The 15,352-nt window shown below is 61.4% G+C and carries 12 protein-coding genes; 6 read left to right on the forward strand and 6 right to left on the reverse strand.

Annotated features, from left to right (window positions below; genetic code table 11):
• Nucleotides 1-22: 22 nt before the first annotated feature.
• Genes VJZ71_09450 through trpS form a run of 3 tightly spaced genes read right to left on the reverse strand, consistent with a single transcriptional unit; the run spans nt 23 to nt 2,499 of the window.
• On the reverse strand, nt 23-490 hold the full coding sequence (locus VJZ71_09450) for a RidA family protein (GenBank protein HKQ48279.1): 468 nt from the start codon (nt 488-490) through the stop codon (nt 23-25).
• 6 nt (nt 491-496) lie between these two features.
• Nucleotides 497-1,474 (reverse strand): segregation/condensation protein A, encoded by a 978-nt coding sequence (locus VJZ71_09455; GenBank protein HKQ48280.1) that lies wholly within the window; start codon nt 1,472-1,474, stop codon nt 497-499.
• 53 nt (nt 1,475-1,527) lie between these two features.
• Complete coding sequence (gene trpS / locus VJZ71_09460) at nt 1,528-2,499, reverse strand: tryptophan--tRNA ligase (protein ID HKQ48281.1); 972 nt, start codon at nt 2,497-2,499, stop codon at nt 1,528-1,530.
• 173 nt (nt 2,500-2,672) lie between these two features.
• Between trpS and VJZ71_09465 the strand changes: the two genes are divergently transcribed.
• From VJZ71_09465 to VJZ71_09485, 5 genes are all read left to right on the forward strand, one after another.
• Complete coding sequence (locus VJZ71_09465; protein ID HKQ48282.1) at nt 2,673-3,149, forward strand: MarR family transcriptional regulator; 477 nt, start codon at nt 2,673-2,675, stop codon at nt 3,147-3,149.
• Nucleotides 3,150-3,221: 72 nt separating this feature from the next.
• A complete protein-coding gene (locus tag VJZ71_09470; GenBank protein ID HKQ48283.1) occupies nt 3,222-3,920 on the forward strand; it encodes a pirin family protein in 699 nt (232 codons plus the stop codon).
• Nucleotides 3,921-3,945: 25 nt separating this feature from the next.
• On the forward strand, nt 3,946-4,599 hold the full coding sequence (locus VJZ71_09475) for an NAD(P)H-dependent oxidoreductase (protein ID HKQ48284.1): 654 nt from the start codon (nt 3,946-3,948) through the stop codon (nt 4,597-4,599).
• A gap of 69 nt (nt 4,600-4,668) precedes the next feature.
• The gene (locus VJZ71_09480) at nt 4,669-5,913 is read left to right on the forward strand and encodes an efflux RND transporter periplasmic adaptor subunit (GenBank protein ID HKQ48285.1); all 1,245 of its coding nucleotides are present in this window, start codon (nt 4,669-4,671) and stop codon (nt 5,911-5,913) included.
• Nucleotides 5,910-9,098, forward strand: coding sequence for a multidrug efflux RND transporter permease subunit (locus VJZ71_09485; GenBank protein ID HKQ48286.1), 3,189 nt, complete (start codon nt 5,910-5,912; stop codon nt 9,096-9,098). Before VJZ71_09480 ends, VJZ71_09485 begins: the two co-directional genes overlap by 4 nt.
• Before the next feature lie 12 nt (nt 9,099-9,110).
• Here VJZ71_09485 and VJZ71_09490 read toward each other — a convergent pair whose 3' ends face one another.
• The 3 genes from VJZ71_09490 to ppk2 form a co-directional block, all read right to left on the reverse strand.
• Nucleotides 9,111-12,314: a multidrug efflux RND transporter permease subunit gene (locus tag VJZ71_09490; protein HKQ48287.1), complete on the reverse strand. Its 3,204-nt coding sequence runs from the start codon at nt 12,312-12,314 to the stop codon at nt 9,111-9,113.
• Nucleotides 12,315-12,373: 59 nt separating this feature from the next.
• A complete protein-coding gene (locus VJZ71_09495; GenBank protein HKQ48288.1) occupies nt 12,374-13,570 on the reverse strand; it encodes an efflux RND transporter periplasmic adaptor subunit in 1,197 nt (398 codons plus the stop codon).
• A 217-nt stretch (nt 13,571-13,787) separates the two neighbouring features.
• Nucleotides 13,788-14,561: a polyphosphate kinase 2 gene (gene ppk2, locus VJZ71_09500; GenBank protein ID HKQ48289.1), complete on the reverse strand. Its 774-nt coding sequence runs from the start codon at nt 14,559-14,561 to the stop codon at nt 13,788-13,790.
• Between the two features lie 121 nt (nt 14,562-14,682).
• Here ppk2 and VJZ71_09505 point away from each other — a divergent pair, with 121 nt between their 5' ends.
• Nucleotides 14,683-15,288, forward strand: coding sequence for a histidine phosphatase family protein (locus VJZ71_09505; protein HKQ48290.1), 606 nt, complete (start codon nt 14,683-14,685; stop codon nt 15,286-15,288).
• The last annotated feature ends 64 nt before the right edge of the window (nt 15,289-15,352 follow it).

Raw genomic sequence — 15,352 nt, forward strand, 5'->3', positions numbered from 1 at the left:
CCAGTGAACGTGGGCCGCCGTGTCACTCCCCGCCGATCAATTCCGCGATCAGCTCTACTTCCACCGCCGCGTTCATGGGCAGTTCGGCGACCCCGACCGCGGCGCGGACGTGGCGGCCGGATTCGCCGAAGATCGCGACCATGAGATCGCTCGCACCATTGGCGACCTTCGGCTGGTCGAAGAAGCCCGGCGCGCTGTTCACGAAGACGCCGAGGCGGACGATGCGGGCGATGTTGTCGATGCCGCCGGCGGCCTGCGCGGCGATGGAGAGGGCGTTGAGACCGGCCTGCTTGGCCGCGGCGTTGGCCTGCTCTAGCGTGAGGTCCTTCCCTACCTTGCCGGTTGCGGTGAGTTTGCCGTCGACGAAGGGGAGCTGGCCGCTGGTCAGGACGAGACCGCCGCACCGCGTGCCCGGGATGTACGAGCCGATCGGGGCGGGCATCTGCGGGAGCTTCAGTCCCAGCGACGCGAGTTTCTCTGACGGCTTCATGATGCGTTAGCTCCCTTCCTTTGTCGAATCGCGCGGCTCTTCACGGAGGATCGCGTCGATATCGACGTCGGTCTTGATCTGATCCAGCTCGGCGAAGGACTCGTCGTCCTCTTCCTCTTCAGCCCCTTCGGACGACTCCGTTTCGAGCTTCGGGGATTCGGTCACCTCGGCGGCACTGCCCGGCGCGGGCCCCGGATCATGCGTCGTCGTTGCGCCGAGCACCGTCCGCGGTTCCCACTCCGAGCCGACCTGGATCGGTTCGGCCGAGAGCAGGACGATCATGATCGGGGCGAAGATTTCCGACTGCGTGATGCGGACGCGCTGCTGGCGCATCAGTTCGAGGAGCGCGAGAAACAGACCAATCATCTCCGCGCGGGTGCGACCGGCGAAGATGCGCTCGAAGCTCATCTCGCCGCCTTCGCCTTGGATGCGGTCGAGGATGTCCGTGGCGTGGAGGGCGATGGGAGTGTCGTCAAAAACGACGTCGTGCGAGGTGGCGCCGGCTCCGATGGCCGACATGAGCTTGTTGAAGGCGGCGACGAGGTCCCAGATCTGCACTTCTTCGAGGTCGATCTCGCTTTGCGGCTGAGGCGCCCCGCCCGCGGGGACGCGTGGCCAGCGCTGGGCGGCGATTTCGGCGGCCGAGCCCAACTCCAGGGACGCATCCTTGAACTTCTTGTATTCGAGCAGTTGGCGGACCAATTCCAGCCGCGGGTCGGAGAGGTCCTCGGCCTCGACCTGCTCGGCGGGCGGGTGCGGCAGGAGCATCCGGCTCTTGATTTCCATGAGCGTCGCGGCCATGACGAGAAAGTCCCCCGCAATGTTGGGATCGATGATCTTGAGCGTGTCGACGTAGGCGAGATATTGCTCCGTAACCCGCGCGACGGGGATGTCGTAGATATCCACTTCCTCGCGGCGGATGAGGTAGAGCAGCAGGTCGAGGGGACCGTTGTAGACGTCGATTTGGACGGAGTAGTCGGGCATTTTTCGAATTTTACCGGAATCCCACCACCGCCGCGAGTTAAGTGCTTAAGGCGTTATTTCGCCGTGATTATGCCGCAGGCTTTTCGCACGTCCGCCATCACCTGCTGGGCCACGGCCCGCGCCTTGCGGCCGCCGTCGGCGAGCATCGCCTCCACGGGCGCCGCATCCTGCACCAGCTTTCTCCGCCGCTCCCGCGGGACGGCGAAGCGTTCTTCAAAGAGCTCCGACAGCCGTTTTTTCGCGTCGCCGTAGCCCATGCCGCCTTTCTGATAACGCTCGCGCCATTCGGCCGTCTCGGCCGGCGTGGCAAAGAGCCGCAGGAGCGCGAAGACATTACAGGTGTCCGGGTTCTTCGGATCAGCGACGGGCGTGCTGTCCGTCTTAATGGACATGATCTTCTGCCGCACGATCTTGGCCTCGTCGAAGAGGTCGATCGTGTTGCCGTAGCTCTTGCTCATCTTCTCGCCGTCGATGCCCGGAACGATCGCGGCGTCATTGAGCTGCGCCTTGGGGATCGTGAACACCTCGCACTTATAGGTGTTATGGAAATACCCGGCCATGTCGGCGGTCATCTCGATGTGCTGCACCTGGTCCCTGCCGACCGGCACGGCGTCGCTGCGGTAAATGAGGATGTCAGCCGCCTGGAGGACAGGGTAGTTGAAAAGGCCCATCGATGCGGGCAGCCCCTTGTCCACCTTGTCCTTGTAGCTGACGGCGCGTTCGAGCAAGCCTTTGCCTGTCACGGTCGAGAGGATCCAGGCCAGTTCGCAGACCTCCGGCACATCGCTCTGGCGAAAGAGGCACGCTTTGCTCGGATCGAGCCCGAGGGCGAGGTAGTCGATGGCCACGTCGCGCGTGAGATCGGCGAGCAACCCGGCGTCCTGAATCGTCGTCAGGGCGTGGTAGTTGGCGATGAAGATAAAGCACTCGTGCTTTTCCTGGGCCTCGATGTGCTGTTTCATCGCCCCGAAGTAGTTGCCGAGGTGCAGCTTGCCGGAGGGTTGGACACCGCTGAGGATTCGCATGGGGGGCATCTTAAGGCGAAGAAAGCGGTTCGTGAATGGCCCCGGCGCGACCACGGGTTCGTCGGGCCCCGGTAAACCGTGAAATCGTCATTAGTTAGCAATTTCTTTCACATACGTGTTGCAACAATTATTGTTTATCGTATAGTTGTTTAGACGGATAGGAGTTCGTTGCGATGTCGACGTTGGCCCGGGAAATCAAGAAACGAGACCCTTTTGAGTCGCCGGAGCAGGAGGCGATGCTGAATCTCGTTCGGACGGCGGCCCGGGTGGGCGCGGCGTTCGAGCCCCTTTTTCGGGCACAAGGGCTTTGCGGGGCGCATTACAACGTTCTTCGCATCCTGGCCGGCGAAAAATCGGGGGGCGTGGACGGGCTACCCGTGCTGGAGGTTCGGGATCGCCTCATCACTCCGGTGCCGGATATTACGCGGCTCGTCGATAAGCTGGTGCGGCAGAAGCTCGTCCGCCGGGAGCGGACGGAGAAGGATCGCCGGGTCGTCCTTCTGCGAATTACCGACCGGGGGCAGAAACTCGTGGATCGGCTTCGAGCGCCGGTGCGGGAGGTTCATTTGCGTCAGTTGGGGCACATGAACCGCGCGGAACTGGCGACGCTCACGCGGCTGTTGGAGAAAGCAAGGTCCGCTCCCGGTTGACCAGGTTTTTTTCGACGTTTAGTTGTCTGAACAAGTGTATGTGGAGCGGGATGGAATTGAGGGTTGACGATCATGATGACGATACGACGAGGCAACGATCGCGGGCATTTCGATCACGGTTGGCTGGATACGTACCACTCGTTTTCGTTCGCGGATTACCACGACCCGCGGTTCATGGGTTTCCGGTCCCTGCGCGTGATCAACGAGGATCGCGTCCGGCCGGGCCAGGGGTTTGGTGAGCATCCGCATCGCGACATGGAGATTCTGACCTATGTGCTCTCGGGTTCGCTCGAACATCGGGATAACCTGGGGAACGGCTCGATCATTCAGCCGGGCGAGGTGCAGTACATGTCGGCGGGGACGGGCATCCTGCACAGCGAATTCAATCCCTCGAAAACGGATTCGGTGCATCTGATGCAGATTTGGATTCGTCCCAATCGGAAGGGCACGCTGCCGCGATATGAGCAGCGAAAGTTTCCCTCGCTGAGTGCGGCGGGGTCCCTGACGCTCCTGGCATCTGCGGACGGTCGCGGCGGTTCCATCGAAATCCAACAGGACGCCGAACTCCATGCCGCGACACTTCGGGCGGGACAGGGCGCGAGGCATCGCCTGGCCGCGGGCCGGGGCGCCTGGGTTCAGGTGCTGCGCGGGAGCACCACGCTGAATGGAGAGTCTCTGCAAGCAGGGGATGGTGCGATGGTGGTTGACCAGTCTGATGTCGAGTTACTCGCCGCCAGCGACGCCGAAATATTGTTGTTCGATTTGAATTAGCCGCCCGTAAAATACGAGGATTATCATGAAACCCGTGGACAATGACATTGTCTTGAAGCAACTGCAATGGCGTTATGCCGTGAAAAAGTTTGACCCCACGCGGAAGATTTCTCCGGAGGATTGGCGGACGCTGGAACAGGCGCTGGTCCTGACGCCCTCGTCGTTCGGATTGCAGCCGTGGAGGTTCGTCGTGGTCACCGATCAGCGTGTCAAAGACCAGCTCGTCGCGGCATCATGGAATCAACGACAGGTGGCCGATGCGTCCCATGTCGTGGTGTTCGCGATTCGGCGGAACCTCAGCGCGGATGATATTGATCGTTATCTGTCGCGCGTCGCCGCGGTGCGCGGTGTGGGGCTCGACGCGCTGGATGGTTTCCGCAAGATGATGGTGGGCAGCCTGACGACGCCACGAGCGGGGTTTGACGTCAACGATTGGTCGGCGCGACAAGTCTATATCGCACTGGGCCATTTCATGTTTTCGGCGGCGATGCTCGGGATTGACACCTGTCCGATGGAAGGCATTGAGCCGGCCCAATACGACGAGATTCTCCGTCTGCCCAAAGATGGCTATGCGGCACAGGTCGTCGCGACGGCAGGGTATCGCGCGGCGGACGACAAATATGCACTGTTGCCGAAGGTTCGATTTTCCGCGAGCGACGTCATTCAGCGAATCGCGTAAGGCGTTCGCTCGACTGCCGGACCCTCGCTATGCTACGGCACAAATGCGGGCGGGATTAGGAGCCTCAACGTGAATCGCATTTGCGTATCTCTGGCGGCATGGGCACTGCTGACGGCATCGGGGAACTGCCGCAAGAAGGATTCTCCTGTGCCACCCCCGCCGGCGGTGACGGTCGCCAGGCCGGTCGAGCGAACAGTCATCGAATGGGACGAATACACGGGATATCTCGACGCCGTGGACTTCGTCGAGGTTCGTGCGCGCGTCAGCGGATTGATCATGTACTCCCATTTTCAGGAAGGCGGGATCGTGAAGGAGGGCGATCTGCTGGTCGAGCTTGATGTTCGGCCGTTCCAGGCAGATCTGGATGCCAAAATCGCGGCGGAAGCCCAGGCCGCCGCGCAGGTGGATTTGGCGAAAGTCGACTTCGACCGGATCGAGGGCATACCCAAAGATTCTCGCTCGCGCACGGAATACGACACGGCGGCTGCCAGACTCAAAGAAGCAGAGGCGCTGCTATCGGCAGCCAAGGCGAACGTTGAGTCGGCGCGCTTGAACGTCGAGTGGTGCCGGGTCACGGCGCCCATCGCCGGCCGAATAAGCCGAAAACTCGTCACCGAGGGGAACCTGATCACCGGCGGAAGCGGCACGGGAACGCTGTTGACCACGATCGCATCCATCGATCCCATCTATTGCTATGTAGACGCCGATGAACGTTCGGTCCTCAAGTATCAACGCATGTCGCGCGAGGGGACGCGCACGAGCGCGCGCGATGCATACATACCCTGTTTTCTGCAATTGACCGACGAGACGAACTTTCCCCATGAAGGGTACATCGATTTCGTCGATAACCGGATCGATCCGACCACGGGAACGATTCAGGGCCGAGGCGTTTTTAAGAATCCCAAAGGCTACCTCCTGCCGGGGTTCTTCGGCCGCATCCGGATCCCCGGAAGCGGTAAGTACCAGGCGGTCCTGGTCCCCGACGAAGCGATCGTCGCCGACCAGGACCAACGGCTGGTGATGACGGTCGGTCCGGATGATGTGGTTCAACCGCGCCCGGTCAAGCTGGGTGCCCTGTTTGGAAACTTGCGGGCGATTCTATCGGGGGTTGGTGCGAGTGATCGTATCATCATCAACGGACTGATGCAGGCGCGCCCCGGTGCGAAAGTCAGTTCGCACGAGGCGGAGATTTCGATGACGGCGTTTGAGTCGGCATCGCCGGATCGACCGACCACGCGGGTGTTTTACGACGACGATGCTACCGCGACGACTCCCGCGCCCACGTCGACCCCCTCGACGGGAACTGCGCCATGAGATTCGCGCATTTTTTTATCGATCGCCCCGTTTTCGCCAGCGTGCTTTCCATCGTCATATTGGTGGTGGGCGGGCTCGCCATCTTCACCCTGCCGGTCGCGCAATATCCGGAGATCGTCCCGCCGACGGTTACGGTCACGGCCAGTTACCCCGGCGCGAGCGCCAAGGTGGTCACGGAGACGGTTGCGACGCCCATTGAACAGCAGGTCAACGGCGTCGAACACATGTTGTACATGTCGAGCCAGAGTTCGAATGACGGAAATTACCGTCTCACGGTCACCTTTAAGCTCGGCACGGACCTGGACATCGCCCAGGTGCAGGTCCAAAACCGCGTGTCCATTGCCGAACCCATCCTGCCGGAAGACGTGCGGCGCCTGGGAATCGTTGTGCGAAAGGCGTCGCCGGACATCACGCTCGTTGTCGCGCTGTATTCCCCGGACAACCGTTACGACACGCTGTATCTGAGCAACTACGCCACGCTGCAGGTTCGCGACGAACTCGCCCGACTGCCGGGCGTGGGCGATCTCTTTATCTTCGGCGCGCGCGATTACTCCATGCGCCTGTGGCTTGATCCACAAGCATTGGCGTCGCGCAGCCTGACCGCGGGCGACGTGATCAAGGCGGTGCAGGAACAGAACGTCCAGGTCGCCGCCGGAATCGTCGGCGGTCCGCCGCTCCCGCCCGAAACGACCCGTTTTCAATACACCGTGACCGCGCAGGGTCGGCTCATCGAACCCGAGCAATTCGAAGACATCGTGGTCAAGACGGGTGATGACGGACGGGTCACGCGCGTGCGCGACATCGCTCGTGTGGAGTTGGGCGCGGCCGACTACAGCTCGTCGATCGCCTATAACGGCAAGCCGTCGGTCGGAATTCCGATTTTTCAACTCCCCGGCTCCAACGCGCTGGAAACAGCCAGCGCCATTTACGCCAAGATGGAGGAGTTGAAACGCACTTTTCCCGAGGGAATGGATTACGCCTACCCCTATGACAGCACCGTGTTCGTCCGAACGAGCATCAAGGACGTGGTCAGGACCCTTTTCGAAGCCGTCGGACTCGTTGTCATTGTCGTGCTTGTCTTTTTACAGAATTGGCGGGCAGCTCTCATTCCCCTGCTGGCCATCCCCGTCTCGCTGATCGGGGCCTTCGGCGTCATGTGGGCCTTCGGGTTTTCCATCAACAATCTGTCGCTTTTTGGAATCGTGCTGGCGATCGGAATCGTCGTCGACGATGCCATTGTCGTGGTCGAGAATATCGAGCGCTGGATCGAAAAAGGATATTCGCCTCGCGACGCAGCCTACAAGGCTATGGACGAGGTGACGAACGCAGTGATCGCCATCGCCTTCGGATTGTCGGCCGTCTTCATTCCGGTCGCATTCATCAGCGGGATTACCGGGCAGTTTTATCGCCAGTTTGCTCTGACGATTTCATTTTCGACGCTGCTTTCGGCCTTCAATTCACTCACGCTTAGTCCGGCGCTGGCCGCCATCTTGTTGCGGCCGCGCCATTCGAGGGATTGGTTCACTCGGCTTCTCGACGCACTGCTTGGCTGGTTTTTCAGAATCTTCAACAGGAGTTTTGAGGCGGGGGCCCGGACTTATGCGAACGTCCTGCGCCGCGTCGTGCGCGTATCGGCGATGGCGCTACTGGTGTACGCGGGGCTTCTCGTCCTGACGGGTTGGGGCTTCAAGTCGGTTCCCACCGGGTTCATTCCAGCCCAAGACCAGGGATATCTCATCGTCGCCTTGCAAATGCCCGACGCGGCCACGATCGACCGAACGGAAAAAGTCATGGGCCGGCTCGCGGATATTACGCGGGGTATCCCTGGCGTAAGGGCGACGGCCGCCATTTCCGGCTTTTCAATTCTCAATAGCACGAACCAGACCAATGCCGGAACAATCTTCGTCAATCTGGACTATTTCGAAAATCGCGGGGCGCACTCGGAGAAATCCGCCGACGCCATCGCCGCGAAGATGATGCGCGAGTTCTCGCAGATTCAGGATGGGCTCGCCTTGGTGATTCCGCCGCCGCCGGTTCGCGGGATCGGCAACGCCGGCGGTTTCAAGATGCAGGTCCAGGACCATACCGGTCGCGCCACGCCTCAACAATTGCAGACCGTGACCGAACGACTGATCGCCGAGGCGCGGAAAAATCCTCAACTCACTTCGGTGTTCACGACCTTTCGGTCGAATGTGCCGCAGCTTTATGCCGACGTCGACCGCGCCAAGGTCAAGAAACAGGACGTGCAGGTCACCGACGTCTTCCAGACGTTGCAGGTGTACCTCGGCAGTCTCTACATCAACGACTTCAATTACCTCGGCCGCACCTATCGCGTCAAGGCACAGGCGGACGCCCCGTTCCGCGCGACCGTCGCGGCGGTTTCCCAACTCAAGACGCGCAACCGTGCCGGAAAGATGGTCCCGCTCGGCGCCGTCGCGAACCTGAAGGACATCATCGGGCCCGATCGGATCAACCGTTACAACCTGTACCAGTCCGCCGACATTCTGGGGAACACCGCTCCGGGCGTCAGCAGCGGACAGGCCATTGCCATCATGGAGGTTCTCGCCCGTCAGACGCTTCCGTCGGGCTACTCCTACGAATGGACGGAACTGTCCTACCAGGAAAAGCTGGCGGGCAATACCGCGCTGTTTATATTTCCTCTGTGCGTTTTCTTCGTCTGGCTGGTGCACTCCGCGGAATATGAGAGCTTCGCACTCTCGACGGCGATCATTCTGATCGTCCCCATGTGCCTGCTCTCCGGAATCGCCGGGGTCTGGCTGCTCGGACAGGACAACAACATCTTCACGCAGATCGGGTTCGTCGTCCTCGCGGGACTCAGTGCGAAAAACGCCGTCCTCATCGTGGAGTTCGCGAAACAGCAGCAGGAAAAAGGCGCCAACAGCTTTGAGGCGGCGATCGAAGCCGCGCACCTGCGACTGCGGCCGATCCTCATGACCTCGTTCGCGTTTATTTTCGGGGTGATTCCGCTTTTATTCGCCCGGGGCGCCGGCGCGGAGATGCGCCAGGCGCTGGGAACGGTCGTCGTTTTCGGCATGTTGGGCGTGACGAATTTCGGCTTGTTCCTTACGCCGGTCTTCTTCACGGTGATCCGCCGATGGACGGGACGCGACGTACTGCCCCCAGACGCCCGCCATCATGAGTCCGCGGGGCCGGTCGTTCATTGACTCGGAAGCGCGTTAGGCTTCGATCGGGGTCTCGACGTGATGGGCCCCGTGGGTTGCCGGAGAGGAGACGCTCTGGTGAGCGGATTCGCGGCGATCGGCGAACCATTGCAGCAGGTAATAGAACACGGGCGTGAGGAAAATCCCGAAGAACGTGACGCCGAGCATGCCGCAGAACACCGTCGTGCCGAGCGTCTGGCGCATCTCCGCGCCGGCGCCTTTGGCCACATAGAGCGGGAGCACGCCGAGGATGAAAGCAAAGCTGGTCATGACAATCGGCCGCAAGCGCAGTTTGGACGCCCCGAGGGCGGCTTCGAACCGGTTGTCGCCTTCCTCGTGTTTCTGTTTGGCGAATTCGACGATCAAGACGGCATTCTTGCACGCCAGACCCGCGAGGACGACGAACCCAATTTGCGTGAACAGGTTGTTGTCCATCCCGCGGGCCCACACGCCGCCCAAGGCGCACAAGATGCTCATGGGCACGATCATGATGATGGCCAGCGGCAGCAGCCAGCTTTCGTATTCAGCCGCGTGGGTCAGAAACACAAACAGAAGGCAGAGCGGGAAGATCAAGATTGCCGTGTTGCCGGCCAGGAGCTGCATGTACGTCAATTCCGTCCATTCGAGCTTCATCGCCGCCGGCAATTCGCTTTTCGCCAAGTCGTCCACCATGGCAATCGCCTCGCCCGTGCTGACGCCCGGCAGCGTTGCGCCGTTGACCGCCGTTGCCGGATACATGTTGTAGCGCGTGATCATGACCGGCCCGGTCATGTCGTCGATCTTGGCGACCGTTGAGAGTGGCACGGATTCGCCGGCCGGATTCCGCACCTTTAGCGCACGAATACTCTCAACGGTTGCCCGGAAGCGCGGCTCGGCCTGCAGGTTGACCTGCCACGTCCGGCCGAAGCGGTTGAAGTCGTTGACGTAATAGCCGCCCATGAAGACCTGCAGCGTTTGAAAGACGTCGTTCAATGGAACGCCCAGCGTCTTGCACTTCGTGCGATCGACGTCGACATAGACCTGCGGTGTATTGGCGCGGAACATGGAGAACATCCCCAGCATCCCCGGCAATTGGCTCCCCTTCGCCGCGAAGTTGTCCGTTTGCCCCTGGAGCATTTCCAGTCCCAGATCGCCGCGATCCTGGACCATGCACTTGAATCCGCCCGCCGTGCCGAGGCCGTCCACGGGCGGCGCGCCGAACACCGATACGACGGCGTCCGGGATGAGCCGGTCACATTCCCGTTTGATTTTCTGGATGATGGCAGGAGCCCCAACGCCGGGATCGTGACGATGCTCGAATTCATCAAAGACCGCGAACATGGACGCGAAGTTGGACCCATTCGCGTTCAGCAGAAAGGACTGACCGGCGATCCCCATCGTGTGCTTGACACCCGCCGTCTTGAGGACCACGTCATTCACCTGCGCCAGGACGGCTTGGGTGCGTTCCAGTGACGCCGCGTCCGGAAGCTGGATGTTAATCAGGGCGTAGCCCTTGTCCTGCTGCGGAATAAATCCCATGGGGATCTTCATGAAGCCGAAATAGGTCAACCCCAGCAGGCCGACGTAGACCAGCATGGCAGCCGCCGCGCCGCGGAGGCAAAGGGTGACCATCCGGCCATAGACCTCGGTACACCGATTAAACAGCTTGTTGAAACCCCGGAAAAACCAGCCGAGCGAGAGATCAAGCAGCCGGGCGAAGGGATCCTTCTTGGCCCCATGCGGCTTGAGCATCAGGGCCGCCAAAGCCGGGCTCAGGGTCAGCGAATTGAAGGCCGAGATCAGCGTGGACGTCGCGATGGTCAGGGCGAACTGACGGAAGAACTGCCCCGTGATGCCGGACAGGAACGCGGTCGGGATGAAAATCGCGCTGAGCCCGAAGGCGATGGCGATGACGGCGACGGTCACTTCGTCCATCGACTTGTAGGCCGCTTCCTTCGGCGACAGGCCCTGCTCGATCCAGCGCTCGACGTTCTCGACGACCACAATCGCATCATCCACGACGATTCCCACGGCCAGGACGATGCCGAACAGCGAAAGATTGTTCAGGCTGAAGCCCAGCACGGCCATGACGGCAAATGTGCCCACCAAGGAGACGGGGATGGCGATCAGCGCGATGGCGGTCGAGCGCCAGCTCTGGAGGAACACGAGGATGACGATGGCGACCAGGATGATCGCGTCGCGGAGGGCCTTGAAGACTTCGTGAATCGACTCGTCGATGAAGGGGGTCGTGTCGTAGACAATGGCATAATCCATCCCGGCGGGAAACCGCTTCTTGAGCTCCTCCATCTTTTCGCGGATACCATCGGCGGTCGCCAGGGCGTTGGAACCCGGTAGTTGAAAGATCGCCAAACCCACCGCCGGTCCGCCGTCCAGGGTGCAGGACTGGTCCTGATTCTTGGCGCCGAGTTCGATCCTTCCAACGTCGCGCAGGCGGACGACTTCTCCCTTTTGCCCAGTTTTCACGATGATGTCGGCAAACTGATCCGTCTCCGTCAGGCGTCCCAGCGTGCTCATCGTGTACTGAAAATCCTGTCCGGCGGGGATGGGCGGCTGGCCGATCTGGCCGGCGGCGACCTGCACGTTCTGTTCTTGGACTGCGTTGACCACGTCCGTTGCGGTGAGATCGCGGGCCGCCATGCGCTCCGGGTCCAGCCAGACGCGCATGCTGTAGTCCTGCTGGCCCAGGTAGGACACATCGCCGACGCCGGACAGGCGGGCCAATTCGTCCTTGATCTGGATCGTCGCGTAATTGCTGATGTAAAGCTGGTCGTAGCGGCGGTCCGGTGAGAAGAGGTTGACGACCAGCAGAATGTTCGGCGACTTCTTCTTGGTGGTTACGCCGGTCGCCTTGACCACGTCCGGCAGTGTCGGCAGGGCCATGGAGACGCGGTTCTGCACGAGCACCTGGGCCATGTTCAGGTCCACGCCCAGTTTGAAGGTCACGGTGAGGGTGTAGGCGCCGTCATTCGTGCAGATGGACGACATGTAGAGCATGTCCTCCACGCCGTTGACCTGTTGCTCGATAGGGGCCGCGACGGTCTCCGTGACGACGTTCGCGTTGGCGCCCGGATACGTGCAGGTCACTTGCACCGTCGGCGGCGTAATCTCCGGGTATTGCGCGACCGGCAGGACCAAAAGCGAGACGCCGCCCGCGATCGTAATGACAATCGATGTCACGGCCGCGAAGACGGGGCGATCGATGAAGAAACGGGAGATCAAGAAAAGGCTCCGGCAGAGCAGCCGAGGGCGGCCGCTCTACGCCAAATGGACAGCGTGGCTCACAGTTGCGTATCACCCCGCGATTCGATGCGCTCCGCGGTTTGCGTCGTCGCGGCTGTTCCCGCCGTGCCGGGTTTCAACACCGATTCCATGGGGACGCGCTGGGCATTGACCGACGCGCCGGGCCGCACGCGCTGCATGCCGCTGACGATGACCCAATCGCTATCGCTGATACCCTGTGTAATTACGCGCAGACCGGCATCAAGCGTCCCGACCGCCACGGGGCGGTACTCCACGACGTTCTTGGCATTGACCACGAACAGGTACCGTTGCCCCTGGTCCGAACCCAGGACGCGTTCCGGGACGACCGTCGCGGGATAGGGTTTCCCGATCGGGAGACGCAGCCGAACGAACAAGCCGGGGATCAATATGTTGTTAGAATTAGGAAAGACTCCACGAACCTGAAGCGTCCCGGTCGAGGCGTCTACCTCGGGGGACGTGTAGTCCATGACGCCGACGTGCGGAAAGCCTTCCTCGGTCATCAAGCCGAGGTACATCGGCCATTTTACCTGGCGGATCTCCGGCATGGAGGTTGGAGAACCGCCGTCGCCGACGTACTCCTTTCGGGCCCACTCACGGAGCGTCAGAACATCGCGCTCGCTGCAATTGAAATAGGCGAAAAGTGAATCGTCGTTCGTGATCCGCGCCAGGACCGTTTGGTCCGCCGTGACGATGTTGCCGGTGTCGATGTAGTTGCGGCTGATCCGCCCGGTAATCGGGGCCGTGACCTTGCACCAGGAATACTCAAGGGCGGCCTGCTCCGCGATCGCCTTGGACGCGGCCAGGGAGGCGCGAACCATATCGCGATTGGCGATCTCCTTGGTGAACTCGCTGGGCGACGCCACGCCTTTCTCCTGCAGTTCGATAATCCGCTCGGCGTCGAACTCGGCCTTGACGAGCTGCGCCTCGTTGGCCTTCACGTCCGCCTCGGCGCGCTCCAGGGCCGCTTTGAAGGGCCGCGCGTCGATTTCGAAAATGGGGTCACCGGCATTGACGCGGGCGCGCGGTTCGAAAAGGACCTTCTCCAGAAATCCCGTTACGCGGGCGCGGACGTCCGCCGATTCGGGCGCGGACGTCGTGCCGGTGTACTCGACGGCGTCAGTGATCTGGCGTTGCAGGGGCTGGCAGACGGTCACTTCGGCGGGCATTGCCGCGGCGGGCGCCGGCTTACCTTCGCAGCCTGCGCTGCCGACCATAAAAGTCATCAATAGGAGGCAGGATCGGACCCGGGGAAGAGTTGCCGCCATGAGATGTCCACCTCGGAGCGGCGGTCGCAAAGGCGGTTCCTGGCGAGTGGTGGAACAAGCTCTTGAAGTAATCCTCGCTCCTGATGGAATTACAATGGCGGCCTGTCAGGGTGTCAAGGGGAAGGCCCAGCCCATACTCGGAGACCGGGGACTTGCGAAATCGTCTCTAAAAAACTTCCGGAATGAAGCGCCGCCCCTTGAGTGATGCTTGATCGTCGTACGCGTGCTTTTCAGATCGCTTGGGTAGCGATACTTTTTCGCGGGCTACTTCCTTGTAGGGAATCAGGCTGAGCAGGTGCGTGATACAGTTCAGCCGGGCCTGGCGCTTGTCGTCGGAGCGCAGGATATGCCACGGGGCGAATTTTGTGTCCGTAGCCTCCAGCATCTCGTCGCGGGCCCGTGAATAGTCGTACCACTTTTCGCGCGATGGCAGGTCCATGTTGCTCAGCTTCCACTGGCGGATCGGGTCATCCAGCCGGGCCTCGAAGCGGCGCTTTTGCTCGTCGTCGCCGACCTCCAGCCAGTATTTGATTAACTGGACGCCGCCATCGACGACGTGCTTTTCAAACATCGGGCACAACTCCAGGAAGCGCTCGCATTGCTCCGGGGTGCAGAAGCCCATGACCTTCTCGACGCCGGCGCGGTTGTACCAGCTTCGATCGAAGATCACGACCTCGCCCGCGGCGGGGAAGTGCGGGATGTAGCGCTGGATGTAAAGTTGGCTCTTCTCGCGCTCGCTCGGGGCCGGCAGGGCGACCACGCGAAAAACGCGGGGACTGACGCGCTCGGTGATGGCCCGGATCGTGCCGCCCTTGCCGGCGGCGTCGCGGCCCTCGAAGACGATGACCACGCGGAGGCCCTTGTGCTTGATCCATTCCTGGAGGGTGCAAAGCTCGGCCTGGAGTCTGCGGAGTTCTTTTTCATATTCCTTGCGTTTCATTGGCCATTGCCCTCCGGGATCGCCGCGATGGGGCGGGGCTTCGCGCCCGCGGGTCCTCGCGTACATAATAGCCGTTAGCGGAGCGTCTTTACCACTAATCGATTTCTCGGAGGGTTCTGACATGTGCCTGGGTCAACGCCGGTTTGTTTTTGTCGTGCTTGTCGCCGCCAGTCTGTCGGTCGCCTCCACGAGCTGCGACGTGCTCAACCTGATCAGCTTCGCCAATTCGCCGCCGGGCACGACCACGACGCTCATTCTCATCCGCCACGCCGAGCGTGACCCCGGGGCGGACCCGCCGCTGAACGCCGAGGGACAGGCGCGGGCCCAGGTGCTGAAAGAGGTGTTGAGCGAGCACGGCGTGACGGCGATCTTCTCGCCGGAGCTGATCCGCAATATGCAGACGGTGGAGCCGATCGCCGCGCATCTGGGAATCGAAATCAAGCATTGGAACAACGCGTCGTACGGCAGCACCGGAGCTTTCGCGGCGGCCGTCGCCGACGACATCCTCGCGAACTACGCCGGACAGACCGTGCTGTTCGTCGGAAACGTCGGCTCGACCATGCTGGGCACAACGGGCATCAACGACGAGCTGTACAAGCGGTTTGGCGGGACGGGAAAGGCGCCCAACCGGTATCAGGACATGTACATCTTTATCATCCCGGACAACGGTCCGACGCGGATCGTCAAAACGATCTATGGGCCGAAGAGCAGTTTGGATCCGGCGTAGGGTCGTGGACGGAAGGGGCCGAAATGACGCAGGCGATCGTTGGGGCCTATCATCCCGTCGGACC

Source organism: Phycisphaerae bacterium, assembly GCA_035275405.1.
Lineage (GTDB): Bacteria > Planctomycetota > Phycisphaerae > UBA1845 > UTPLA1 > DATEMU01.

What these genes read in the sequence shown, in the direction of transcription:
- VJZ71_09450 (HKQ48279.1), bottom strand. Translation starts at nt 490, where the DNA reads ATGAAGCCGTCAGAGAAACTCGCGTCGCTGGGACTGAAGCTCCCGCAG.
- VJZ71_09455 (HKQ48280.1), bottom strand. Translation starts at nt 1,474, where the DNA reads ATGCCCGACTACTCCGTCCAAATCGACGTCTACAACGGTCCCCTCGAC.
- trpS (HKQ48281.1), bottom strand. Translation starts at nt 2,499, where the DNA reads ATGCGAATCCTCAGCGGTGTCCAACCCTCCGGCAAGCTGCACCTCGGC.
- VJZ71_09465 (HKQ48282.1), top strand. Translation starts at nt 2,673, where the DNA reads ATGTCGACGTTGGCCCGGGAAATCAAGAAACGAGACCCTTTTGAGTCG.
- VJZ71_09470 (HKQ48283.1), top strand. Translation starts at nt 3,222, where the DNA reads ATGATGACGATACGACGAGGCAACGATCGCGGGCATTTCGATCACGGT.
- VJZ71_09475 (HKQ48284.1), top strand. Translation starts at nt 3,946, where the DNA reads ATGAAACCCGTGGACAATGACATTGTCTTGAAGCAACTGCAATGGCGT.
- VJZ71_09485 (HKQ48286.1), top strand. Translation starts at nt 5,910, where the DNA reads ATGAGATTCGCGCATTTTTTTATCGATCGCCCCGTTTTCGCCAGCGTG.
- VJZ71_09495 (HKQ48288.1), bottom strand. Translation starts at nt 13,570, where the DNA reads ATGGTCGGCAGCGCAGGCTGCGAAGGTAAGCCGGCGCCCGCCGCGGCA.
- ppk2 (HKQ48289.1), bottom strand. Translation starts at nt 14,561, where the DNA reads ATGAAACGCAAGGAATATGAAAAAGAACTCCGCAGACTCCAGGCCGAG.
- VJZ71_09505 (HKQ48290.1), top strand. Translation starts at nt 14,683, where the DNA reads ATGTGCCTGGGTCAACGCCGGTTTGTTTTTGTCGTGCTTGTCGCCGCC.